Genomic DNA, 22,126 nt, shown 5'->3' with positions numbered 1-22,126 from the left:
GCACCGGGACGCCCAAGTGCGTGCACCACACGCACCGCTCGATCATCGCGCGCACCTACGCGGCGATCGCTGCGAACGGGTTCACCGCGGAGGACATCTCGCTCAACTGGATGCCGCTGGACCACGTCGGTGGCATGGTGATGTTCAACCTGCGCGACGTCGTCCTGCGCTGCGAGCACGTCAACGCGCCCACCGAGCTGGTGGTCCGCCGTCCGACCACCTGGCTGGATCTCGTCGACCGGTTCCGGGTGACTAACACCTGGGCGCCGAACTTCGCGTTCTCGATGGTCGTCAAGTGCGCCGAGGAGATCCAGTCCGCCCAGTGGGACCTGTCCAGCCTGAACAACATCTGCAACGCGGGCGAGGCGGTGGTGCCCAGCACCGCGCTGCGCTTCGTCGAGCTGCTGACCCCGCACCGCCTGCCACCGGACGCGATGGTGCCCTGCTGGGGCATGTCGGAGACCTCGTCCGGGGTGACCTACTCACGCATGGACGTGCGCGACCCGGGGGTGGGCACCATCACCCTCGACCCGTCCAGCCTGGACGGGGAGCTGGTCGAGTTCCCGCCGGGCACGCCCCAGACCGTGTCGATCTGCGATGTCGGCGCCCCCATCCCGGGCGTCGCGCTGCGCATCGTCGACGACCAGGGGACGCTGCTGCCCGAGGGACGCGTCGGGCGGTTGCACGTCTCCGGCACGACGATCCTCCAGCAGTACCTGCACAACGAGCCCGCGAACGCCGCGAGCTTCACCGGCGACGGCTGGTTCGACACCGGCGACCTGGGCTTCCTGCGCGACGGCCGGCTGTTCCTCAGCGGCCGGAAGAAGCACATGGTCATCGTCAACGGCGTCAACTACCCGGCCCACGAGGTGGAGGCGGTCATCGAGCGGGTGCCCGGCGTGCGGCCGGCCTGCACGGTGGTCTGCGCCATGCGCGACGAGGCTGACGACACCGACTCGATCGTGGTGTTCTTCGTGCCCGCCGAGGACGCGGCCGGTGAGCTGCAGCGGCTGCTGTCCGAGATCGCCGGCACGCTCGCCGCCGACCTCGGCCTGCGCGCGAAGTGGCTCATCCCGATCAGCGAGGCGGACTTCCCCCGCGCGCCGGGTGGCAAGGTCCAGCGCGAACGCCTGATCGAGGGCCTGCGCGACGGCCGCTTCACCGAGACCTACCCGGGCGACGCCGCGCCGGGCGCCCAGGACCACGACGACGCCCTGCTGGTGCCGGCCTGGGTGCCCACCGAGCTGGCCGAGCCCGGCGGTAGCGCGTCGTGCACCGTCCTGTACGCGCCAGCCGGTTGGGCCGCGGAGCCGGACGGGATCGACGCGATCATCACCTCCGCTGCGCAGTTCCGGGTCATCGACGAGCGCCGCGTCGAGGCCGATCTCACCGACCCGGAGCAGCACGTGCGCGCGATGGCGCACCTGCGCGAGAACGTGGCGCACCCCGATCGGGTGATCTACGCGGTCGAGGCGGGCCAGGCGCCTGCCGACGCCGATGACTACGGCCCGGCGGCCCGGTTCGTCATCACCATGGGAGCGCTGGCCCGCCGGCTGCCCGAGCTCGACGTCACGGTGCTCACCACCGGCGCGATCGGCGTCCAGGAGCACGACCCGGTCGTGCCCGCGCGGGCAGCGCTGCCGGCCCTGGTGCGCACCGCGGCCGCCGAGCGGCTGTTCCGCTCGATCCGCATGATCGACGCCCCGGGCGCGGACGAGCTCGCGCACCGGCCCGCGGCCATCCCGGCCTACGACACCGACATCGCCGCGCTGCGGGGTGGGGTCGGGTACGCGCAGCGGCTTCGGCGCGTCGAGCGGACCGACCGCTTCGACCTGCCGGAACACTTCCTGCCCCCGGACGGCGCCGTGCTGATCACCGGCGGGCTCGGCGGGCTCGGCCAGGTCGTCGCCGAGCACCTGCTGGTCACCGCCGGAGCCCGGTTGCTCATCGTCGGCCGCACCCCGGAGGACCAGCTGGCCGCCAGCGGCCGGGACCGCGTCCTCGCCGACCTGCGCACGCTGGGCGAGGTGCGGTACGCCGTCGCGGATGTCGCGGACGCCGAGGCGCTCGCGACGGTGGTCGCCGCCGCCGAGCAGGACTGGAACGCCAACCTGGACCTCATCGTGCACACCGCCGGGGCGCCGGTCGCGCCGCAGTGGCAGCAGCTGTCGGCCCACGAGCTGCGGCACGAGACGGTGCCGTGGCTGCGGCAGATGCTGCGGCCCAAGCTCGGTGGCGCCGCCGCGATCGACCGCCTGCTCGAGACCAGGCCCAACGCCTCGGTCGTGCTCTTCTCGTCGGTGAACGGGTTCCTAGGCGGAGCCAGCTTCGGCGCCTACTCCGCCGCGAACGCCACGCTGGACGGGTTCGCGCACCAGTGGACCGCGCGCGGGCATGCGGTGCGCTCGATCTCGTGGAGCATGTGGGACGGCTCCGGGATGAACGAGGGCAGCCCGCTCGTCGCGGCAGCCCGGCACCGCGGGCTGCGCCTGATCAGTCCGGCCGAGGGCCTGTCGTTGCTGATCGAGAGCCTGCACAACCCGGCCCCGACCGTGCTGGCCGGGGTGGACGCCGGAAATCCGCACATGAAGGCCTACCTCGCCGCTGACGAGTTCGAGGGCGGGGGTGTCGTCGTCGCCGTCGTCCCGGACTCCGAATTCGATCCGGACGAGGTGGGCCGAGCCGTCGGCGCGGAGCTCGCGGCGCAGGGCGTGTTCGCCCGCGTGGTGGTGGTGCGCGCGCTGCCGGTCGACTCCGCCGGAGCGGTGGACCCGGTCGCGGTGCTCGCCGCCGTGGACGTCCGGGCGGGCAGGCACCGCGAGCCGGTCGGCCGCGCCGAGCTGCTGGTCGCAGAGGTGACCGGCGACCTGCTCGGCGTCGGTGAGGTCAGCCGGGACGACTCGTTCTTCGGGCTCGGCTGCGACTCCGTCCGCGCGATGCAGCTGGCCGAGCGGATCGGCGCCGCGCTGGGCTACGACCTGCCGGTCAGCTCGCTGTACGAACACCCCACCGTGCGCGAGCTGGCAGCGACCTTGGACGTCACCGACACCGAGGCGGCGTTCGCGGGTTGAGCCGACCGTGGGGTGGACGCCCACCCGCTTCGCGACCCCGCGGTGGAAAGCCCTGGCTACACCGGCCGGTAACTCCACGGGCCGCCCACGCCGACGTAGACCTCATCGTCGGCGTGGGCAACCGCTTCGTGGATGACCCGGCTGATCTCCTCGATGTGCTGGGACAGGAAGAAGTGACCGCCCGGACGGCCGAACAGGTTCCAGCCGCCGGTGGTCTCCTCAGCCCATCCCTGCATCTCCTCGAGATCGATCTCCGGGTCGGCGGTGCCGCACCAGGAGGAGATGGGGCACTCCAGCGGCGTGCCCGGCTCGTAGCGGTAGGACTCGATCATCGCGAAGTCGGCGCGGATGATCGGCATCAGCATCGCCAGGAGCTCCTCGTGCTGCAGGATCTCCTCGTCGGCCGCCCCGTAGTCGCGCAGCACCTGCACGATCTCGGCGTGCGGGAGCCGGCTGACCATTTCCGCCGGGCGGGACAGCAGCGGCGCCGGCCGCCCGCTGACGGACAGGTGCGCGGCCGGCCGCCCGAGCGACTGCAGCCGCCGGGCGACCTCGAACGCGATGATCGCGCCCATGCTGTGGCCGAACAGCAGCGGAACGGTGTCCTCCTCGGCGATCGCCACGGCGATGTCGTTGGCGAGGTCCTCGATACGCGTGGCTAACGGCTCTGCCATGCGCGGGCCTCGTCCTGGCAGCTGGACCGGCACCAGCTCTATCGGACCGCGGAAGCGATCAGCCCACTCGGCGTAGTAGGTCGCGGCGCCGCCGGCGAACGGGAAGCAGTACAGGCTGTATTTGGGGTTCCTGAGTCGGAAGCGTTGGTCGAACCACTTGGCGGAGGTATGGCGACGCACATCTTCTCCTGTTCGGATTTTATGTGACAAGGATGAAGAGTGTATTTGGTCGAATTGGCGGTGACAATACGTCTATGTCTGCAACCTGTTAACTAGGGACTGATCTGAGCGCATCAGCCGATGCAGTCATCCGAACTGGCATGCTCTTATATCCGGCAACGAAGTTGGATGCAAGATGGCGAACCTCACCCGCGAGCTCGACCTCGTCCACCAGGTTCACCAGGTGGTCGAGGAAGGCCGTCACCGCAAGGGTCGCCAACCCGGCGCCGATGCAGTAGTGCGGCCCGCTTCCGAAGGCGACATGCCTGTTCCCCCGGCGCGCCACGTCGAAGGTCCACGGGTCCCGGAACACCCGCTCGTCCCGGTTGGCCGAGCCGAGCCACACGCTGACCGGCTCGTCCGCCCGAATTGTCCGGCCGTGCAACTCCACATCGCGCACCGCGTAGCGCATGAAGTGACTGGCCGGCGAGGACCACCGGAGCACCTCTTGCACGCATGATTTGCGTAGTTCGGGATCGTCGCGCACGCGCCGGAATTGATCGGGGTGCTCGGCCATCATCGCTACCATCGTCGAGATCACGTGCGGCGTGGTGACGTTGGCCCCGAGCAGCAGCGCGTAGCAGTTGAGCATGATCTGGTGCTCGGTGAGCGGATCCTCGTCGACCGACATGCGCCGCAGGATGCCGATCAGGTCCGTGCCCTTGTCATCCTGCGTGCGGCGGTTGACCTCGTCGCGGAAGACCGAGAACAGCTCGTGGTGCGCTTGGCGGACGGTCGCCTGGGACGAGCCGACCGAGTAGTCCGGGTCGTCGTAGGCGATGGTCATCGTGGTGAGCTCCGACATGTGCTCCCAGCGCTCGGGCGAGACACCCATCAGCATCCCGGTGAACGCCATCGGGAACATCAGCGCCGCACGCGCGAAGTCGAAGACCTCACCGTCCAGCGCGGGCCGCAACAGGTCGTGCACGATGTCGCGGATCGCCGGCTCGTGCTGGGCGACCATCCGCGGCGTGAGCACCCGGTTGAGCGGCTCACGCAGCCGGCGGTGCCGCGGCGGGTCGGTGTCGGGCATCATGTCGTCCGAGGCGAAGTCGGGCATGCTCAGGTCGATGATGCACAGCATCGTGCCCCTGCGCGAGGAGAACGACTCGTGCTCGCGGAGGACCCGGGTGACATCGGCGTACCGGGTGAGGACCCAGAACGGCTCACGGCCATCCCCGGGGTCGCAGTAGTACGCCGGCTCGTTCTCGCGCAGGTGGGTCCAGATCGCATGCAGATCCGCGCGCGCGTAGAAGCCGGAATCCAGCAGGTCGGCATTGGTGAACGGAGCGGGGCCGAACGGCGGCCGGGAGAGAAGCATCGCGGGTCACCCCTTCGCGGCGAGCAGCTGCACCTCGCGTGCGAGGTCGCGGACGCTCGTGGCCTGGTAGAAGGTCCGCACCGGCACCTGCACCCCGAACTCGGCTGCGACGAGGTCGAGCAGGGTCAGCGCGGACAGGGAGGTGCCGCCGGCGACGAAGAAGTCGTCGTCGGCGCCGATCTCTGGAATCTCGAGCACTTGGCTGTACAGGGAAGCGACGCGCTGCGTCGTCTCCTCAGCATCGACCGGTGCGTTGGACGTGCCCTGCATGTTGTTCCCCTCTTGCTGTGTCGGCTCGCGGTCCAGACCGCGGGTCATGGTGTTCTGACGGGACGTGCGGACGATGCGCGCAGGGTGCGCGGGCGACGTGCGGCGATCCGGAGCGCGGCGTCGCGGCGGGCGGCTGGCCGGAGCGTGATGCCGGCGGTCATGGCACCTGCGGGTAGTGGTCCGTTAAGCAGACTGCATTTCCAAACAAAGACATCACCAAAGTGTAGTAGTTGTAGAGTCCGCATTGCAGTGTCTGTATATGCTGTGGGTCGGGCTGGGATCGCTCTCAGGTGCCGGGCAGCTCCCGAGCGCGGGGATGGCTGGCCTGATTCCGATGCTGCGCAAGGCGCGATCGCACACAGGGGGCCCAACGGAATCATGCTCCTCCCGGGATCAGGCGAGCTTCGGACGAGGACAGCGTCGACTTCCATATGGTGTCTCTTGGTGCCACACTACATGAATTGACTGCAGACTATGCTAGGTTTTCGAGTAAATCGCCTTATCGACATTCGACTCTGGAGCAGCCAGAATGCAGAGTGCTCTTACACTGAGTCGCCTGCGGCGCAAGGCGACAGTTCCCGCGGTCCGCGACGCGATGGCCGCCGCCGCTGGGGAACCTGTCGTGCTCGTGCTGGCGCCGGTGATCGGGGAGGACTGAGGCGAGTGACGCGCAGAGCAAGCCGCGCGCTCGGGCACTGCCGCGCCACTCCAGGCGGCGTGGGTCCGGGCAGGCAGCCGGCGGGTACGTGCTGACATGAAGCTGGATCACAAGGTCGCGATGATCACGGGCGCGGCCCGCGCGCTCGGGCGCTCGCACGCGCTCACGTTCGCCAAGGAGGGCGCCGACCTCTTGCTCACCGACATCGGCGGTGGCGACGGCCCGTACCCGCTCGCGTCCCGCAAGCAACTGGAGCAGACCGCGGCCGAGTGCCGCCGGCACGGCAGCCGGGTGGTCACTGCGGTCGCCGACGTCCGGGACCAGGCCGCGGTCGACGCCGCGGTCGAGGCGGGCATCGAGGAGTTCGGGCAGATCGACATCCTCGTCAACAACGCGGGCCTGCTGGCGCCGGGCGGGGTGCACGCGCACGAGCTCACAGAGGAGCAGTGGCTGCTCGTCATCGACGTCAACCTCAACGGCACCTGGCGCTGCTGCCGGGCGGTGCTGCCCCACATGGTGCGCCAGCGGGCCGGAGCGATCGTGAACACGTCCTCGACCGGCGGCCGCGTCGCCTTCGAGCTGTACGCGAGCTACGTCGCGTCCAAGCACGCGGTGCTGGGCCTGACGAAGGCGCTGGCGCTGGAGTACGGCCGGCACGGGATCCGGGTGAACGCCGTCTCGCCCAGCACGGTCGCCGCGTCGGACGACCTGGGAACCGAGAGCACCGTCGCGGTGGCGGCCGCGATGGGCGCGTCCCTGCGCGACTACGAGAACAGCTCGGCGTCCTACCACCCGATCGGCCGGCTGGTCACCGCCGAGGAGGTCTCGCGCGCCTGCCTCTGGCTGGCCAGCGACGACTCGACGGGGACCACTGGCACCGACCTACTCATCGACGGAGGTTTCACCGCGCGGTGACACCGCGCGGGGAGGAGAGCGGCATGACCCAGCAGCAGACCATTCCGGACGCCAGCTCGATCGAGCGGGCGCTCGCACGCATCGACGAGCTCACCCCCGCCCAGCGCGACCTGCTCGAACGGCTGCTCGCGCAGTCGGGCGTCGACCTCGGCATCCGGCGCCGGCCCCGCGGGATCGACGTCCCTGCTTCGTACGAGCAGGAACGGCTGTGGTTCATGGCGCAGCTGGTCGCGCATCCGGAGATGTTCCACGTGCCCACGGCGCTCCGGTTCTCCGGCCCGCTCGACATGGACGCGCTGGGCAGGGCGCTCGCCCGGCTGATCGAGCGGCACGAGGCGCTGCGCACCGTCTTCCGCAACACCGACTCCGGGCTACGCCAGATCGTGCTGGACGAGCTGGCCGTGCCGCTGGAGGTCGAGGACGTCCGCGACGCCGCGGAGCCGTGGGCCGAAGCCTGCCGGCGCGGATCGGCATCGGTCAACGAGACCTTCGACCTCAGCGACGGCCCGCTGGTGCGCTGCCGGCTGTACCGGACCGCGGCGGAGGAGTACCTGTTCGTCTTCACCGAGCACCACATCATCTCCGACTACTGGTCGCTGGGAATCGTGCTGGCCGACCTCGGCGCCCTCTACGCGCAGGAGATCGGCATCGGGACCGAGCCCGAGCCGCTCCCGCTGCACTACCCCGACTTCGCCTACTGGCAGCGCAACGCGATGCGCCAGGAAGCGGTGAAGACACAGCTGGAGTACTGGCTCAAGCGCCTGGAAGGGCTGCCGGAGTCCCTGGACCTGCCGACCGACCGGCCTCGCCCGGCGATCCGCGGCAGCCAGGGGAAGTTCTACCGCGTCGCGTTCGGTCCCGAGCTGGTCGGCCCGCTGCGCACGCTCGCCGGCACCGAGTCGGCGACGCTGCTCGGCGCGTTCCTCGGCGCGTACTTCGGCCTGCTGTCGCGAATCGTGCGCGGTGACGACATCATCGTCGGCGTGCCGGTCGCCGGCCGCCCGCGCCCGGAGATGCAGCGCATGGTCGGCTACTTCCTCAACTGGCTGCCGATCCGGCTCGATGTCAGCGACCAGCCGTCGCTGCGCGATCTGGTCAGGCGCGCCGGCAGCGCGCTCGCGGAGGCGATGGCCAACCAGGCGCTGCCCTTCGACATGCTGGTGCAGGAGCTCGACCCGGTGCGCCGGCCCGGCACCACCCCGGTCTTCCAGACCTCCTTCTCGCTGCGCGACAGCGCGCCGGAGCCGCCCGGCCTGCCCGGCGTCGAGGTGACCTTCGCCGACATCGAGGGCAGCGCGACGCACTTCGACCTCATGGCCGAGCTGTGGCAGGAGGGCGAGGGTGTCGTCGGCTACCTGCCCTACGACGAGGAGCTGTTCGACGAGAGCACCGTGGCTGATTTCGCCCGGTGGTTCGCCCGGCTGCTGGCCGCTGGGCTGGAGCGTCCGGACGAGCCGGTCGCGACCCTGCCGGTGTTCTCCGATCACGAGCAGGTCCTGCTGCACAGCACGCTGACCGAGGACGCGCCGCGCGAGCAGCAAACCCTGCACGGCAACTTCGCGCGGCAGGTGGCCTCGCGCCCGGACGCCCCGGCGGTGTCCGACGAGGACGTCCAGCTGACCTACGCGCAGCTCGACCAGCGCGCGAACCGGATCGCGAACCTGCTGCAGGCCCGTGGTGTGCGGGCGGGGGACGTCGTCGCGCTCGTGCTCGACCGGACGGTCGATCTGGTCGCTGCCGTGCTCGGCGTCCTGAAGACCGGCGCCGCCTACCTGCCCGCCGACCCCGAAAGCCCTCCCGAGCGCATCGCGCGCCAGTTCGCGAGCACACCGGTCGCGGCCGTCCTGGCCTCGCCCGGCCACACCGGCCTGGTTCCGGACGGCAGCGCGCCGGTGCTGGTCCTGGACTGGGACGGCGAGCTCGCCGGGGCGCCCGACACCCCGGTGTCCGTCGACGTCGCGGCCGATTCCCCCGCGTACGTCATCTACACCTCTGGCTCCACCGGCGCGCCGAAGGGTGTCCTGGTCTCCCACGACAACGTGCTGCGGCTGTTCGAGGTTTCGCGGCGGCGCTTCGACATCGGCCCGGACGACACCTGGACCCTGTTCCACTCCTTCGCCTTCGACTTCTCGGTGTGGGAGCTGTGGGGGCCGCTGCTGCACGGCGGCCGGCTGGTCGTCGTCCCGCAGTGGATGACCCGAGCCCCCGACGTGCTCGCCGACCACCTCGGCGAGGAGGGCGTGACGGTGCTCAGCGCGACGCCGTCGGCGTTCAGCCAGCTCGCCTCGCAGGTGCTGCGCCGGCGGCCCGAGCTGAAGCTGCGCTACGTCGTCTTCGGCGGCGAGGCGCTCAACCACTCCGCGTTGCGGGACTGGTTCGAGGCGTACGGCGACGATCAGCCTCAGCTGATCAACATGTACGGCATCAGCGAGACCACGGTGCACGTGACCTTCCGTCGCGTCACCCGCGCCGACGTCGAGCGTCCGGAGTCGTTGATCGGCGTGCCGTTGGACGACCTGTCGCTGTACCTGCTCGACGACGATCTGCAGCCGGTGCCGACCGGCGTTCCCGGCGAGATCTTCGTCGGCGGCCGGGGCGTGGCGCTCGGGTACGGCGGCGACCCCGCGCTCACCGCGCAGCGGATGCTGCCCGACCCGTGGTCGGCCGTCCCCGGCAGCCGGATGTACCGCAGCGGTGACATCGCGGTGCGCCGCCGCGACGGCGAACTCGCCTATCTCGGCCGCGGCGACGAGCAGCACAAGATCCGCGGCCACCGCGTCGAACTCGGTGAGGTGCGCGCGGCGCTGGACGGGCTTGCCGAGGTGGGCCAGGCGGCCGTCGTGGTGGGCATCGACCGGGTCGGGGCGAAGACGCTGCTGGCCTGGGTCGTGCCACAGCCCGGAGAGTCCGTGAGCGGCGCCCAGATCCGCCGTGCGCTGCTGCGCAGCCTGCCGGACTGGATGGTGCCGTCCTCGATCGAGGTCGTGCCGTCGCTGCCGCTCACCCGCAACGGCAAGCTCGACCAGGCCGCGCTCACCGCGCGGCTCACCTCGCGGCCGACCGAGCAGGGCGGCGCCGATGCGGTGTCCGTCCTGGCGCCCGAGGGGGAGACCGCCACGAAGCTGGCAGCGATCTGGTCGGAGCTGCTGGGCATCGCCGCGCCGAGTGCCGACATGCACTTCTTCGAGGTCGGCGGCCATTCGCTGATGGTCGTCCAGCTCGTCACCCGGATCCGTGCCGCGTTCGGTGTCGACATCCCGATGGCCGTCCTCTTCGAGCGGCCGCAGCTGCAGGCGATGGCAGATGCCCTCGATGAGCTGGCCGGCGCGCAGTCGAACGGCACGGCGCAGTCGAACGGCACGGCGCACGCCAATGGCGCAGCGCAGTCGAACGGCGCAGCGCACGCCAATGGCGCAGCGCAGTCGAACGGCGTGCGGCAGAGCGCGGTGGAGCTGCCTGCGGACGCGCCGATCGAGAGCGTGCGCGCCGACATCGCCCAGCGCCTGCAGGGTCTGGCTCGACCGGCCGGGCCGCGTCCGCGCAGCGCGCCGGCCGCGAGCGACGGCGCGGAGACGGTGCTGGTCACCGGGGCGACCGGGTTCGTGGGCGTGCACGTCCTGACCGACTTGGTCTCGCGCGGGCTGCACGCGGTGGGCCTGGTCCGCGGCGGGGACGCGCGCCGCGAGGAGCTGCTCGCACGCGCCGACCGCGCCGGCCGCCGCGCCGCTGTCGCCGAGGGCCTGGACGCCGGGCTGATCGAGCTGGTGGACGGGGACCTGGGCGCGCCACGGCTGGGCCTGTCCGACGCCGTCCACCGTGATCTCGCCGAGCGGGTCGATGCGATCGTGCACGCCGGCGCATGGGTCAATCACGTGTACCCGTACCCGCAGCTCGCGCAGGTCAACGCACACAGCGCGGCCGCGCTGCTCGAGCTCGCGGGACTCGGCCGGCGCAAGCGGATCGCGTACGTGTCGGCGAGCTCGGTCATCGAGTCCGGCGCCTACCGGCCCGGCGAGCAGATCGGCGCCGAGCCGTTGCGCGCGCTGCCCAGCGGCCTGATCGGCTACCCGCGATCCAAGGCGGTCGCCGAGGAGTACTTCAGGCACGCTGCGGAGTTCGACGCCGCTGCCGTGGTGGTGCGGATTCCCAGCGTGTTCGGAGACCGCGCGGGGCATGCCATCAACGACGCGGACGCGGTGTGGAGCTGGACCCTCGCCATGCTGACCACCGGCAGCTACCCGAGCAGCTTCGAGAACCCGCGCAACGAGCTGTTCCAGGCGCTGCCCGCGGACGCCATCGCGCGCATCGTCATCGACCAGGCGCTGGCTGCGGATCAACCGGGCTGCCAGTTCGTCAACGCCATCCCGGAGGTGGTGTGCGGAACGGCCGACCTCATCGCCGCGGCGCGCCTGTGCGGATGGGAGCTCCACGCCGTTCCGGACGCCGAATGGTACGAGCGGGTCGGCACGATGGACGCCGCGACGATCTGGGTGGCGGGAATCGCTGCCGGCGTCGCGCGCAGCATCGCCGCGCAGCAGGGCCCGGCCGCGCCCCGGCAGCTACACCGGTTCGCCCCTGGCGGCGGCCCGGAGCTCGAGCGGATCCTCGCCGAGCAGGCCATTCGAACCCCTGAGGAGATCGCGGGCTACCTGCGCACCCTCACCAAGTCGGAGCGCGACGAGGCGCCGGTTCAGATGTGAACACCCAGGTCATCCAATACCCAGTCGGGAACAGTGAGGAGCGACAGTGAGCAGCGAACGCAACTATGACGTCGTGGTCAACGACGAGGAGCAGTACTCCATCTGGCTCGTCGGCCGCGAGCTGCCCGCGGGGTGGCGTACCGCCGACTTCCGCGGCTCGAAGGAGGACTGCCTGGCGCACATCGCATCGGTGTGGACGGACCTGCGTCCGTTGAGCCTGCGTCAGCGGGATCCGCAGATGGTCTGAGCGGGATCAGAGCTCGCGGCGCATGAGAACGCGGGGGAACCCGGCGATCACCGACGAGGTCTCGCTCGCCACCTTGAACCCGGATGCCTCGAACAGCGAGCGGGTGCCGACGTAGGCCATGGTGATGTCGACCTTGTCGCCCTTGTTGTCGACCGGGTAACCCTCGATCGCCGGCGCGCCATGCTCGCGGGCGAAGTCGACCGCGCCGTCGAGCAGGGCGTGCGAGATGCCCTTGCCTCGGTGTCCCGCGCGCACCCGCAGGCACCAGACCGACCAGACCGGCAGGTCGTCGACATGCGGAATCGTCCGCGACCGCGCGAACGGCAAGTCCGCGCGCGGCGCGACCGCCGCCCAGCCCACCGGCTCGGAGCCGTCGTAGGCGAGGACGCCCGGCGCGACCTTGCGCTTGGTCAGCTTCTTCATGTATTCCCCGCGCTGCGGGCCGACGAGCTCCTTGTTGGTCTTGGAGTCGACCCGGTGGCTCAGGCACCAGCACACAGATGCCTGCGGGTTCTTGGGGCCGATTACCTGCGACAGGTCGGCAAACGACTTCGCGGGACGCACGGTGAAGGCCATGATCGCAAGCATAATCGGCTACCGGACGCGGTTACCGGTCGCGACGCTCCGGGCGCGTCAGGGGCAGGACGGGCTCCAGCCACTGGCCGTCCACCCGCGTGCCGCGCCGTGCCCACTCCTCCGGGTAGCCCACCGAGCGCTCCTGGAAGCAGACGCCGTCGATCCAGGTCACCCGCGGGATGTGCAGGTGGCCGTAGACCACCGCGACGGCGCCGAACCGCTTGTGCCAGTCCGCGGTGAGCTCGGTGCCGCACCATTGCGCGAACTGGGGGTACCGCAGCACCTGCGTCAGTTGGCGCACCAGCGGGAAGTGGTTGACCAGCACGGTCGGCAGGCTCGGATCGCGCTCGGCTAGGCGGCGCTCGGTGATCGCGACGCGGTCGGCGCACCACGCCTCGCGACTCGGATAGGGCTCGGGAGACAGCAGTATCTCGTCGGTGCACACGACGCCGGACTCGTAGGCGCGGCGCAGCGACTCGTCCTTGGTGAGCGTGCCCGGCGTGCGGAAGGAGTAGTCGTAGAGCAGGAACATCGGCACGACCAGGACGGGGCCACCGGCGCCCGTCCACACCAGGTAGTCGTCCTCGGGAGTAGCGACGCCGAGGCTGCGGCACAACTGCACGAGCGCGTCGTAGCGTGCGACGCCGCGCGCCCGCACGATGTCATTGTCGACGGTCCACAGCTCGTGGTTGCCGGGCGCCCAGATCACCTTGGCGAAGCGCGTGCTCAACAGCGTCAGCACCCACTCGATGTCGGCGAAGATCTCGCCCACGTCACCAGCGACGATGAGCCAGTCCTGCTCCGACGTCGGCCGCAGATTCTCCACTACGGCCCGGTTTCCCGCTTGACCGACGTGCAAATCGCTGATGGCGTACAACGTGCCGGCGCTCATGGGGACCACGCTACGTACGGGCCGATGCTGGCGAGCACAACCCCACCCCCAGAGTTCGCCACCGGGGCGGCAGGCGTTCGCTCACGATCATAACGGTGTGGCAGGGCGATCGCTGTCGCTGGACGGGGTTCGTCGCTAGCGTAGGGAACCGGGCCGAGTAGCGTGCCCTTACCTGGCCGCCGGGCTGTCCGGCGCTGCCTGCCCTTGATGAGGAGTAGCACTATGACGGAAACCGAAGGAACCGCTGACGGCGGTGCTGACGGCATGGCCGGTGTGCAGGACGGTGGCGCCGATGGCGGCGCTGGCGGTGCGGGTGACGGTGGCGCCGACGGTGGCGCCGACGGTGGCGCTGACGGTGGCGCGGGTGACGGTGGTGCCGACGGCGGCGCTGACGGTGGCGCGGGTGACGGCGGTGCCGATGGCGGCGCTGACGGCGGCGCGGGTGACGGTGGCGCAGACGGCGGAGCCGATGGTGGCGCGGGTGACGGCGGAGCCGATGGCGGAGCGGACGGTGGCCGCTCGGACGAAATCATCTCCGATAATGGCGCCGGTTGACCCGACCGTGGGACGGGCGGCAGCGCCTGAGTACTGAACGGCCGATGGGCGGCGCCGACCCGGTCGGCGCCGCCCTGCCCGACGCCCTGCCGCCCGACGCCCTGCCGTCGGATGCCCTGCCGTCCGACGCCCTACCGTCCGACGCCGTAGCGACCAGCGCTCTGGCGCGCTGCATCGCCATCCCGGCCGAGCGGTTCGCCGCCGAGTACTGGTCCGCGCGACCGTTGCTCACCCCCGCCGCCGAGAGCGGCGCTGATTACTCCGACCTGCTCGATGTCGCGGCGATCGATGAGCTGCTGTCCCGGCGCGGGCTGCGGACTCCGTTCCTCCGGATCGCCAAGCAGGGCAAGGTGATTCCCGCTCGGGAGTTCACCCGGTCCGGCGGCGTCGGGGCCGGCGTGACCGATCAGGTCGCCGACGACAAGGTGCTCGGGCTGGTCGCCGACGGCGCCACCCTGGTGCTGCAGGCGCTGCACCGCACCTGGCCGCCGCTGGTGCGCTTCGGCAGCACGCTGAGCACCGAACTGGGGCACCCCGTCCAGATCAACTGCTACCTGACCCCGCCGCAGAACCAGGGCTTCGCGCCGCACTACGACACCCATGACGTCTTCGTGTTGCAGATCGCCGGCCACAAGCGCTGGGTGGTCCACCAGCCGGTGCTCACCGATCCGCTGCCCGGCCAGGACTGGGAGCAGCGCCGGGCAGCGGTCACGACCCGGGCGGCCGAGCCACCGTTGCTCGACCTCATGCTGCAGCCCGGCGATGCGCTGTACCTGCCGCGGGGGTTCATCCACTCCGCGACGGCGCAGGGTGAGACCTCGATCCACCTGACCGTCGGCGTGCACCCGGTGACCCGGCACAGCCTGCTCAAGCACCTGCTGGCCGAGGCGGCCACGGACCCGAAGCTGCGGGCCTCGCTGCCGCTGGGCGGTGACCTGGCCGCCGAGGCGCGGCTGGCCGATCAGCTGCGCGAGACCGTGCATGCGTTCGCGGCCTTCGCCGAGGAAGGACGGTTGCCCCAGGTGGCCGGCCGGCTTGCCGACGAGCTGGCCGGCAGCACCCGTCCGGAGCCGATCGAGCCGATGGCGCAGCTGGCGGCGCTGGCCGCCCTGACGCCGTCGGCTTCGTTCCGGCTTCGTGCGGGCCTGCGGGCTCGGCTGGAACGCAGGCCCGATGCGGTGCTGGTCAAGGCCATCGACACCAGCCTGAGCCTGCCGCTGTCGGCTGAGGCCGCCCTCAAGCTGGTGCTGTCCGGCGAGCCGGTGAGCGCGGCAGCGTTGCCGGGGCTGGACGCCGAGGCCGCGCTGACCCTGGTCCGCACGCTGCTCACCGCCGCGATCCTGGTGCCCGAGCGCGGTGCTTGACCGGCCCAACCGGTGCGCGCTGGCGGCGATCGCCCGGAACGATGAGATGCTCGGCACCGCCTTTCCGGCCAGCAGGGTGCTGCTCGTCGAGCAGCCCGGCGGGTGGGGAGTCGGCGGCCTGGCCGATTCCCGGTTCGATCCGCGGGTCGCGCAGCAGCTGATCGGCACGCTGGGCCAGCAGGGCGTCCGGGTGCTGGCGATCCGCCGGCCCGGCCGCTACCCGGCACCGGTTCAGCGCAGCTGGGGATTCGCCGACTGCCGGCCAGGCCGGCAGGGCATCGTCTGGGGGACCTACCAGGCAGCAGACGAGCTGCTCGAGCTCGATCCGGTGGCGCTGGCCGAGCAGGCCACCGACACCCGGCCGGTGTACGCGGTGTGCGCGCACGGCACCCGGGACATGTGCTGCGCCATCGAGGGACGTCCGGTCGCCACCGCCCTCGCCCGGCTGTGCCCCGGCCGGGCATGGGAATGCAGCCATGTCGGGGGCGACCGGTTCGCAGCCAACGTGCTGGTGCTGCCCACCGGCCAGCTGTACGGCCGGATCACCGACCCCGTTGCCCTGGCGTCGGCGGCCGAGGCCGGGCAGGTGCTGCCGAACCGGTTGCGCGGCCAGATCGGCCTGCCAGCCGCCGCGCAGGCCGCCGTGGTGCATGCCCAGCGGGAACTCCGGTTGACGTCCGGAGGCGTCGTCCAGGTGCTGGAGGTGCAGGGCTCGCCGCCGGGCGTGCAGCTGGTCCGGCTGGCGGTGCCGGACGGCTCCTGCACGGTCGCCGTGCAGCGGGTGACGGGTGCGCCGGCGATCCTCACCTGCCGGGACGTCAAGGCCAAGGTGCCGCTCAGCTACCACCCGCTGTGGTTGCGGGCCGACTGAGCCGTCCGGCACGTGGACTGACCCGTTCCGGCACGTGGACTGACCCGTCCGGCACGTGGACTGACCCGTTCCGGCACGTGAGCGACCCGAGCCAGGACGGAGGAACCAGAAGGGGACGCCGGCCGCGAGCCGACGTCCCCCTCTGCTGCCTTGCCGGCGGCCGCTAGGCGCCGAGACGCTCGCCGGTCTCCGGGTTGAACGCGTGCGTCTCCTCGGTCCGGACGTCCAGGGTGATCTCGTTGCCGATCTTCGGAGGCACCCGGCCGTCGAAGCGGACGGTGAACGGCTTGGCGCCGCCGTCGTCGCCGACGTCGTGGGTCTTGGTGCCGGGCAGCTCGCCGTAGACGAAGGCGTCGGCGCCGAGCTCCTCGACCAGGGTCGCCTTGAGCTTGAGGCCCTGGCCGTTCTCCGAGGCGTGGAAGGACTCCGGCCGGATGCCGAGGATGATCTCCTTCAGCCCGGCCGCCCGCGCCGCCGCGGCGGCATCCGGCTGGATCGGGATCCTGAGCCCGCCCAGCTCGCCGCCGTTCTCGGTGAACGGCACCTTGACCAGGTTCATCGCCGGCGAGCCGATGAAGCCGGCCACGAAGGCGTTGCCCGGGTGGTCATAGAGGTTTCGCGGGGTGTCGACCTGCTGCAGGATGCCGTCCTTGAGCAGCGCCACCCGGTCGCCCATCGTCATGGCCTCGACCTGGTCGTGGGTGACGTAGATCGTGGTGGTGCCGAGCCGGGCCTGCAGCGCGGCGATGTTCGCGCGGGTCTCCACCCGCAGCTTGGCGTCGAGGTTGGACAGCGGCTCGTCCATCAGGAACACGCTGGGCTCCCGGACGATGGCACGGCCCATCGCGACCCGCTGCCGCTGGCCACCGGAAAGCGCCTTGGGCTTGCGGTCGAGGTAGGGCTCCAGGTCGAGCAGCTTGGCGGCGGCGAGCACCTTCGAGGCCCGCTCCTCCTTGGAGACGCCCTTGAGCTTGAGCGCGAAACCCATGTTCTCCGCGACCGACATGTGCGGGTACAGGGCGTAGTTCTGGAACACCATCGCGATGTCGCGGTCCTTCGGCGGCTTCTGCGAGACGTCCACGCCGCCGATCCGGATCTCGCCCTGGTCGACATCCTCGAGGCCTGCGAGCATCCGCAGCGCGGTCGACTTGCCTGATCCGGACGGCCCGACCAGGACGACGAACTCGCCGTCGGCGACATCGAGGTTGAGCCGGTTGACTGCGGGGACCGGGTTCCCCGGGTAGATACGCGAGGCTTCCACGTACTGGACTTCGGCCATGCTGATTCCTTTCGGTGTTGTGTGACCGCACCGGGTACGGGCTGCGCGCGGGTGCGCGAGCCTCACGGCATTCCGGTCGGCGCCGGGATCCGCCTCCACCGAACGAAGGCGGCGACCCCGACCGGCATCGCGGTCTGGCTTCATTAGGTCAGGTGCCGGGCCGGCAGTCAAGGCACGCCAGGCCTGCCGCGCGTCGAAGCCTGCGCTGCAGACATCACATGTAGGTGTGTTTCTGGTGATCATTTCGATTTGACTGCACCGCACGATATATCCATATTTACGGACGCAAACCCCGTTGCGGCATCCCCCCGCCGCCGTCCCGTTCACCAAGGAGAACGTATGAACCAAACACAGCCGCGTGCCCGCCGGGTACGCAGCATCCTCGGCGCCGCCGTAGCCACCCTCATGGTCGGCGCCGGAATGGTCACCGCGCTCGTCCTCGGCTCCAGTCAGGCCACCGCTGCCACCTACGTCCCCGGTATGGACGTCTCCGGCCACCAGGGCAATGTCGCCTGGTCGACCGCGTGGAACAACGGCGCCCGGTTCGCCTACGTCAAGGCGACCGAAGGCACCAGCTACAAGAACCCCTACTTCGCCCAGCAGTACAACGGCTCCTACAACGTGGGCATGATCCGCGGCGCCTACCACTTCGCGCTGCCGAACAACTCCGGCGGCGCCACCCAGGCCGACTACTTCGTCAACAACGGCGGTGGCTGGTCGGGCGACGGCAAGACCCTGCCCCCGGCGCTGGACATCGAGTACAACCCCTACGGCTCCACCTGCTACGGGCTGTCCCAGGCCTCGATGGTCAGCTGGATCCGGGCCTTCTCCGACCGGGTCCACTACCGCACCAACAAGTACCCGATGATCTACACCACGCTGGACTGGTGGACCACCTGCACCGGCAACACCAGCGCGTTCGCCGCCACCAACCCGTTCTGGATCGCGCGCTACAGCTCCACCCCGCCGACCCCGCCGGCCGGCACCTACACCTGGACCATGTGGCAGTACTCGGACCGCGGCATCTACCCGGGCGACCAGAACTACTTCAACGGCTCTTACACCCAGCTGCAGGCGCTGGCCAGGAACCCCGACTGAGCTCCGTCGGCTGACCTTGGGCAAGACCGCGGGCGGTCACCGGCTCGTTCCGGTGGCCGCCCGCGGCATGGTCGGCACCCAGAACCGCAGCATGCCCGACCGCTCGTCCTCCAGGACCCCGCCGTTGGCCTCGATCACCCGGCGGGAGCCGACATTGTCGGTTTCACAGGTGATCAGCACCTGATCCAGCCCTATCCGCGCCGCGATCGGCAGCGCCGCCCGCAGCATCGCGGTGCCGTGGCCCCGCCGCCGGGCACGCGGCGCCACGTCGTAGCCGATGTGCCCGCCGGCCTCGAGCAGCTGCGGGGTGAGCGCGTGCCGGATCCGGATGCTGCCCAGGTACTCCGCCCCCTCGGCCCACCAGTAGGTGCTGCTGTGCACCCGGTTGGGCGGCGGGGGCACCGAGGTGTCGCCCGCCTGGCGCAGCTCGGCCAGGAACCGCTCGAAGCCCTGCGGCGTGTGCCACTGCGCGGCGAAGCCGGTCAGGTCGTGGCCCAGGGCCGAATGATCCTGCGGACCGCCGCGGCCCTCGGCGGCGAAGTCGACCATCGCGGATCGGAACGACTCCGCCAGGGCGGCGCTGGGTTCGACCAACTGGGGCATCCGGTGATCGTGGCGGCCATCGCCGGGCTCACGCCACCGAATTTCCTTCACTCGGCCGCGCGCAACCACTCGACCTGTGCGGTCACCGCTGCCATGATCTCGTCGGTGACCGTCCGCAGCACCTCGGCGGTCGGCTCGACGTCGTGGTACTTCGACAGGTCCAGCGGCTCGCCGACGCTGGCCTCGTGCCGGTGCCGGGGGACCGGCCGGAACCGGCCACCGCGTCGCAGGGTGCGGTGCGCGCCCCACTGGCCGATCGGCAGGACGGGCACCTCCGGGCAGGCCAGCGCCAGCCGGGCGACGCCGGTCTTGGCCTGCATCGGCCAGTAGTCCGGATCGGAGGTGATGGTGCCCTCGGGGTAGATGATCACGCACTCGCCCTCGCGCAGCGCCTGCTCGGCCGCCCGCAGCGAATCGGCGGCCTGGCTGCTGGAGCGGCGCACCGGGATCTGGCCGGCGCCGGCCATGATGCGGCCGATGACCGGCCAGCCGAACACGCTGGACTTGATCAGGAAGCGAGGGATCCGGCCGGACTGCCAGATCAGCCGGGCCATCGTCGCGGTGTCGGCCTGGGAGATGTGATTGACGGCGATCAGGACGCCGCCGGAGGCGGGAATCCGGTCCAGGTGGTGCCAGCGGAGCTTGAACAGCAGCGAGTCGAGCGGGTAGATGATCACGACGCAGAGCCGGATCCAGAAACCGGCCTTGGGCTTGTGTGCTCGGGTCATCGTCGGCTCCCTCGGTGGCTGCTCCTCGGTAGTAGGTCATTGGTACCCGGCGGGGTGAATCGGCTGACAGGTGGGTGCCGGGCAGCTGCGCTCCGGTCCGGCGCCCGGCCGCCTCGGACTAGGATGGCCGAGGCTCGCGGGCGGTTGCTCGCGCCGGCCGGCGTGGCGCAATTGGTAGCGCACCCGACTTGTAATCGGGCGGTTAGGAGTTCAAGTCTCCTCGTCGGCTCAGGAATGGGTTCAGACATGACAGCGCGGCGGCGACCCGGAGGCCGCCGCCGCACTGGCGTACTGCTGGTATCTCAGGGGCTTACTGGACGACCCCCAGGGCGTTCACGATGCCCGCGCCATAGAACCCGTTGTACTCGGGGGTTCCGACGCAGGTGGCGGTGAACTCGGCCGACCGGCCTTCCTGGGTGTAGGACTGCACGCCGCCCGCGGGGCAGGCGTGGTCGATCGCGGTCGCGGCCATCAGCGCGGCCACCGCGTTCGGCTCCATGGTCAGCCCACGGTGCGCGGAGTCCTTGCTTCCGTGCGCGCTGACCGCGAGGGCGGCAACGCCGGCAGCGTGCGGCGATGCCATCGAGGTGCCCTGCAGGTACTGGTAGAAGCCGCACACACCCTCGTCGTTGCAGTCCTTCTTGATACCGAGGGCTTCGCCGTCCTCGGTGATGTTGCCGTCCGCGTCAACCAGGCCTTCTGCCTGGAGCACGTGGGTAGGCGCGGTGGAGAGGATCTGGTTCTCGTTGGTCCGGTAGCTCGGCGTGCCGAAGCCGTCGCGGAACCAGCCACCCGGAGCGGAGAAGTCGACCTCGCCGGAGGTGAGGTCGGTGGTGTAGTTGGAGAAGTCCGACTTCTTGCCCGACGGGCCGAGCGAGGAGATGCCGAGCACGTGCGGTCCCTCGGCCGGCAGGTTGACGCAGGTGGCGTTGCTGATGGTGCGCTCGTAGGGGTCTGCCCCGTAGTCCGGGCTGGAGAAGTCATGGCGCGGGTTGGCCATGTCGTCGTGGCTGTTGCCCGCCGAGTTCACCAGCGTGACGTTGTGTCCGTGGGCGTAGTTCAGCGCGCGGTTCATCGCCTCGATGATGACGGCCTGGTCGGCTGCCGCGGCGGCGCTGTCCTCCGGCGCTCCGCCGGCGCAGTTGTAGAGCCACGGGTCGAGGTAGAACGACATGTTGACCACGTCGAGGCCGACGTCGCCGGCGTAGGTGAGAGCGGTGGTGACCGGGCCGAGGAAGAAGTAGCCGCTGTCCTGGGCGCCGCGGATGTTCACCAGGGTGATGCCAGGAGCGACGCCACTGAGGCCCATGCCGTTGAGGGCGGCCCCGACGGTGCCGGCGGTGTGGGTGCCGTGCCCGTTGTCGTCCCAGTTCGCCGGGTCGACGCAGCCGGCGAACTCGCACGGACCGTCGATGTCGGGCATGTCGGTGGTGAAGTTGCGCGACAGCTTCTTGCTGAAGTTGGAGTGCAGGTCGGGGTGGTTGCCATCGACTCCGGTGTCGAGGATGCCCACGGTGACCCGGTGGTCGCCACGCTCGATCGCGTGTGCTTCAGGGGCATTGATCATGTCCATGCCCCAGAGCAGGCTGTCCAGCGGGTCGGCCGGCTTGTTCGACTTTCCCTTCGACTTCCCGTACGCATGTCCGTTCGACGAGGCCGTCGCCTTGCCCCGGGCCAGGTGGGCCTCCTTCTCGACCGCCTTGTTGGGGGTGAGCGCCTTGGGGCTGTAACCGATCGAGCGGTCACGGCCGACGCCGGCGACGCCGAGCCCGCGGGCGTGCGAGGTGAACGCGGTGTCGCGTGAGGTGACGGTGACCAGTCCGATGGCCTGGTTCACCGAGGTGACGGTCGCGCCGGCGGCGCTCAGCTGCTTGGCCAGCGCCTCGGCTGACCCGCCGTTCTTGGCGAGAACGACGTAGGACGTCTCCGCGCCCTCGCTGGACTGGGCGCCCTGGGACGCGGCGCCTGCGCTGCTGACGGCGAATGCCGGTACGGCCAGTGCTGCGGCCGCGAGCGCGACTATAATGCGAGATTTACGCATATTGGGGTAGCTCCTCCTTCGGGGCGCAGAACGCGCCCACACAT

General features: G+C 70.5%; 17 protein-coding genes and 1 tRNA gene. 9 read left to right on the top strand and 9 right to left on the bottom strand.

Annotated elements, in window-relative coordinates; translation table 11 throughout:
* Window positions 1-3,071 (top strand): SDR family NAD(P)-dependent oxidoreductase (locus tag VF612_RS13990; RefSeq protein WP_408660463.1); only part of this gene is annotated, 3,071 nt, incomplete at its 5' end.
* A gap of 56 nt (window positions 3,072-3,127) precedes the next feature.
* Here VF612_RS13990 and VF612_RS13985 read toward each other — a convergent pair.
* From VF612_RS13985 to VF612_RS13975, 3 genes are all read right to left on the bottom strand, one after another.
* A complete protein-coding gene (locus VF612_RS13985; RefSeq protein WP_408660462.1) occupies window positions 3,128-3,925 on the bottom strand; it encodes a thioesterase II family protein in 798 nt (265 codons plus the stop codon).
* Window positions 3,926-4,013: 88 nt separating this feature from the next.
* Window positions 4,014-5,285 carry a cytochrome P450 gene (locus VF612_RS13980; protein WP_408660461.1) on the bottom strand — a complete coding sequence of 424 codons (1,272 nt, stop codon included), beginning with the start codon at window positions 5,283-5,285 and terminating at the stop codon, window positions 4,014-4,016.
* A 6-nt stretch (window positions 5,286-5,291) separates the two neighbouring features.
* Window positions 5,292-5,603, bottom strand: a complete 312-nt coding sequence (locus tag VF612_RS13975; RefSeq protein ID WP_408660460.1) for an acyl carrier protein — start codon at window positions 5,601-5,603, stop codon at window positions 5,292-5,294.
* A gap of 706 nt (window positions 5,604-6,309) precedes the next feature.
* On the opposite strand from VF612_RS13975, the gene VF612_RS13970 reads away from it, so the two are divergent.
* From VF612_RS13970 to VF612_RS13960, 3 genes are read left to right on the top strand one after another with little or no spacing between them, the layout of a single operon-like run.
* On the top strand, window positions 6,310-7,128 hold the full coding sequence (locus VF612_RS13970) for an SDR family oxidoreductase (RefSeq protein ID WP_408660459.1): 819 nt from the start codon (window positions 6,310-6,312) through the stop codon (window positions 7,126-7,128).
* A gap of 23 nt (window positions 7,129-7,151) precedes the next feature.
* Complete coding sequence (locus VF612_RS13965) at window positions 7,152-11,828, top strand: non-ribosomal peptide synthetase (RefSeq protein WP_408660458.1); 4,677 nt, start codon at window positions 7,152-7,154, stop codon at window positions 11,826-11,828.
* Between the two features lie 46 nt (window positions 11,829-11,874).
* Window positions 11,875-12,075, top strand: coding sequence for an MbtH family protein (locus VF612_RS13960; protein WP_408660457.1), 201 nt, complete (start codon window positions 11,875-11,877; stop codon window positions 12,073-12,075).
* 6 nt (window positions 12,076-12,081) lie between these two features.
* On the opposite strand, the gene VF612_RS13955 is transcribed toward VF612_RS13960, so the two are convergent.
* Both VF612_RS13955 and VF612_RS13950 read right to left on the bottom strand, forming a co-directional pair.
* Window positions 12,082-12,651: a GNAT family N-acetyltransferase gene (locus VF612_RS13955; RefSeq protein ID WP_408660456.1), complete on the bottom strand. Its 570-nt coding sequence runs from the start codon at window positions 12,649-12,651 to the stop codon at window positions 12,082-12,084.
* A 31-nt stretch (window positions 12,652-12,682) separates the two neighbouring features.
* Window positions 12,683-13,543: a metallophosphoesterase family protein gene (locus VF612_RS13950; RefSeq protein ID WP_408660455.1), complete on the bottom strand. Its 861-nt coding sequence runs from the start codon at window positions 13,541-13,543 to the stop codon at window positions 12,683-12,685.
* 253 nt (window positions 13,544-13,796) lie between these two features.
* Between VF612_RS13950 and VF612_RS13945 the strand changes: the two genes are divergently transcribed.
* From VF612_RS13945 to VF612_RS13935, 3 genes are read left to right on the top strand one after another with little or no spacing between them, the layout of a single operon-like run.
* A complete protein-coding gene (locus VF612_RS13945; protein ID WP_408660454.1) occupies window positions 13,797-14,135 on the top strand; it encodes a hypothetical protein in 339 nt (112 codons plus the stop codon).
* 7 nt (window positions 14,136-14,142) lie between these two features.
* On the top strand, window positions 14,143-15,462 hold the full coding sequence (locus VF612_RS13940) for a cupin domain-containing protein (protein ID WP_408660453.1): 1,320 nt from the start codon (window positions 14,143-14,145) through the stop codon (window positions 15,460-15,462).
* Complete coding sequence (locus tag VF612_RS13935) at window positions 15,455-16,333, top strand: sucrase ferredoxin (protein ID WP_408660452.1); 879 nt, start codon at window positions 15,455-15,457, stop codon at window positions 16,331-16,333. Before VF612_RS13940 ends, VF612_RS13935 begins: the two co-directional genes overlap by 8 nt.
* A gap of 163 nt (window positions 16,334-16,496) precedes the next feature.
* On the opposite strand, the gene VF612_RS13930 is transcribed toward VF612_RS13935, so the two are convergent.
* Window positions 16,497-17,612, bottom strand: a complete 1,116-nt coding sequence (locus VF612_RS13930) for an ABC transporter ATP-binding protein (protein ID WP_408660451.1) — start codon at window positions 17,610-17,612, stop codon at window positions 16,497-16,499.
* 405 nt (window positions 17,613-18,017) lie between these two features.
* Here VF612_RS13930 and VF612_RS13925 point away from each other — a divergent pair, with 405 nt between their 5' ends.
* The gene (locus VF612_RS13925; RefSeq protein ID WP_408660465.1) at window positions 18,018-18,710 is read left to right on the top strand and encodes a lysozyme; all 693 of its coding nucleotides are present in this window, start codon (window positions 18,018-18,020) and stop codon (window positions 18,708-18,710) included.
* 36 nt (window positions 18,711-18,746) lie between these two features.
* On the opposite strand, the gene VF612_RS13920 is transcribed toward VF612_RS13925, so the two are convergent.
* Window positions 18,747-19,313, bottom strand: coding sequence for a GNAT family N-acetyltransferase (locus VF612_RS13920; RefSeq protein ID WP_408660450.1), 567 nt, complete (start codon window positions 19,311-19,313; stop codon window positions 18,747-18,749).
* 47 nt (window positions 19,314-19,360) lie between these two features.
* A complete protein-coding gene (locus tag VF612_RS13915; RefSeq protein ID WP_408660449.1) occupies window positions 19,361-20,041 on the bottom strand; it encodes a lysophospholipid acyltransferase family protein in 681 nt (226 codons plus the stop codon).
* 156 nt (window positions 20,042-20,197) lie between these two features.
* Between VF612_RS13915 and VF612_RS13910 the strand changes: the two genes are divergently transcribed.
* Window positions 20,198-20,270, top strand: a tRNA-Thr gene (locus VF612_RS13910).
* Window positions 20,271-20,351: 81 nt separating this feature from the next.
* Here VF612_RS13910 and VF612_RS13905 read toward each other — a convergent pair.
* Window positions 20,352-22,082 carry a S8 family serine peptidase gene (locus VF612_RS13905; RefSeq protein ID WP_408660448.1) on the bottom strand — a complete coding sequence of 577 codons (1,731 nt, stop codon included), beginning with the start codon at window positions 22,080-22,082 and terminating at the stop codon, window positions 20,352-20,354.
* Window positions 22,083-22,126 lie beyond the last annotated feature (44 nt).

Origin of the sequence: Jatrophihabitans sp. (assembly GCF_036388195.1) — a bacterium.
Classification (GTDB): Bacteria; Actinomycetota; Actinomycetes; order Mycobacteriales; family Jatrophihabitantaceae; genus Jatrophihabitans_A.
Note: the sequence above shows the minus strand (reverse complement) of the source record. Positions and strands in the feature narration are given on the sequence as shown.

Excerpts from the sequence above, each read along its gene's own strand:
- VF612_RS13980 (WP_408660461.1), bottom strand. The coding sequence starts at position 5,285 with ATGCTTCTCTCCCGGCCGCCGTTCGGCCCCGCTCCGTTCACCAATGCC.
- VF612_RS13975 (WP_408660460.1), bottom strand. The coding sequence starts at position 5,603 with ATGACCCGCGGTCTGGACCGCGAGCCGACACAGCAAGAGGGGAACAAC.
- VF612_RS13970 (WP_408660459.1), top strand. The coding sequence starts at position 6,310 with ATGAAGCTGGATCACAAGGTCGCGATGATCACGGGCGCGGCCCGCGCG.
- VF612_RS13965 (WP_408660458.1), top strand. The coding sequence starts at position 7,152 with ATGACCCAGCAGCAGACCATTCCGGACGCCAGCTCGATCGAGCGGGCG.
- VF612_RS13955 (WP_408660456.1), bottom strand. The coding sequence starts at position 12,651 with ATGGCCTTCACCGTGCGTCCCGCGAAGTCGTTTGCCGACCTGTCGCAG.
- VF612_RS13950 (WP_408660455.1), bottom strand. The coding sequence starts at position 13,543 with ATGAGCGCCGGCACGTTGTACGCCATCAGCGATTTGCACGTCGGTCAA.
- VF612_RS13940 (WP_408660453.1), top strand. The coding sequence starts at position 14,143 with ATGGGCGGCGCCGACCCGGTCGGCGCCGCCCTGCCCGACGCCCTGCCG.
- VF612_RS13930 (WP_408660451.1), bottom strand. The coding sequence starts at position 17,612 with ATGGCCGAAGTCCAGTACGTGGAAGCCTCGCGTATCTACCCGGGGAAC.
- VF612_RS13925 (WP_408660465.1), top strand. The coding sequence starts at position 18,018 with ATGGTCGGCGCCGGAATGGTCACCGCGCTCGTCCTCGGCTCCAGTCAG.
- VF612_RS13920 (WP_408660450.1), bottom strand. The coding sequence starts at position 19,313 with ATGCCCCAGTTGGTCGAACCCAGCGCCGCCCTGGCGGAGTCGTTCCGA.
- VF612_RS13915 (WP_408660449.1), bottom strand. The coding sequence starts at position 20,041 with ATGACCCGAGCACACAAGCCCAAGGCCGGTTTCTGGATCCGGCTCTGC.
- VF612_RS13905 (WP_408660448.1), bottom strand. The coding sequence starts at position 22,082 with ATGCGTAAATCTCGCATTATAGTCGCGCTCGCGGCCGCAGCACTGGCC.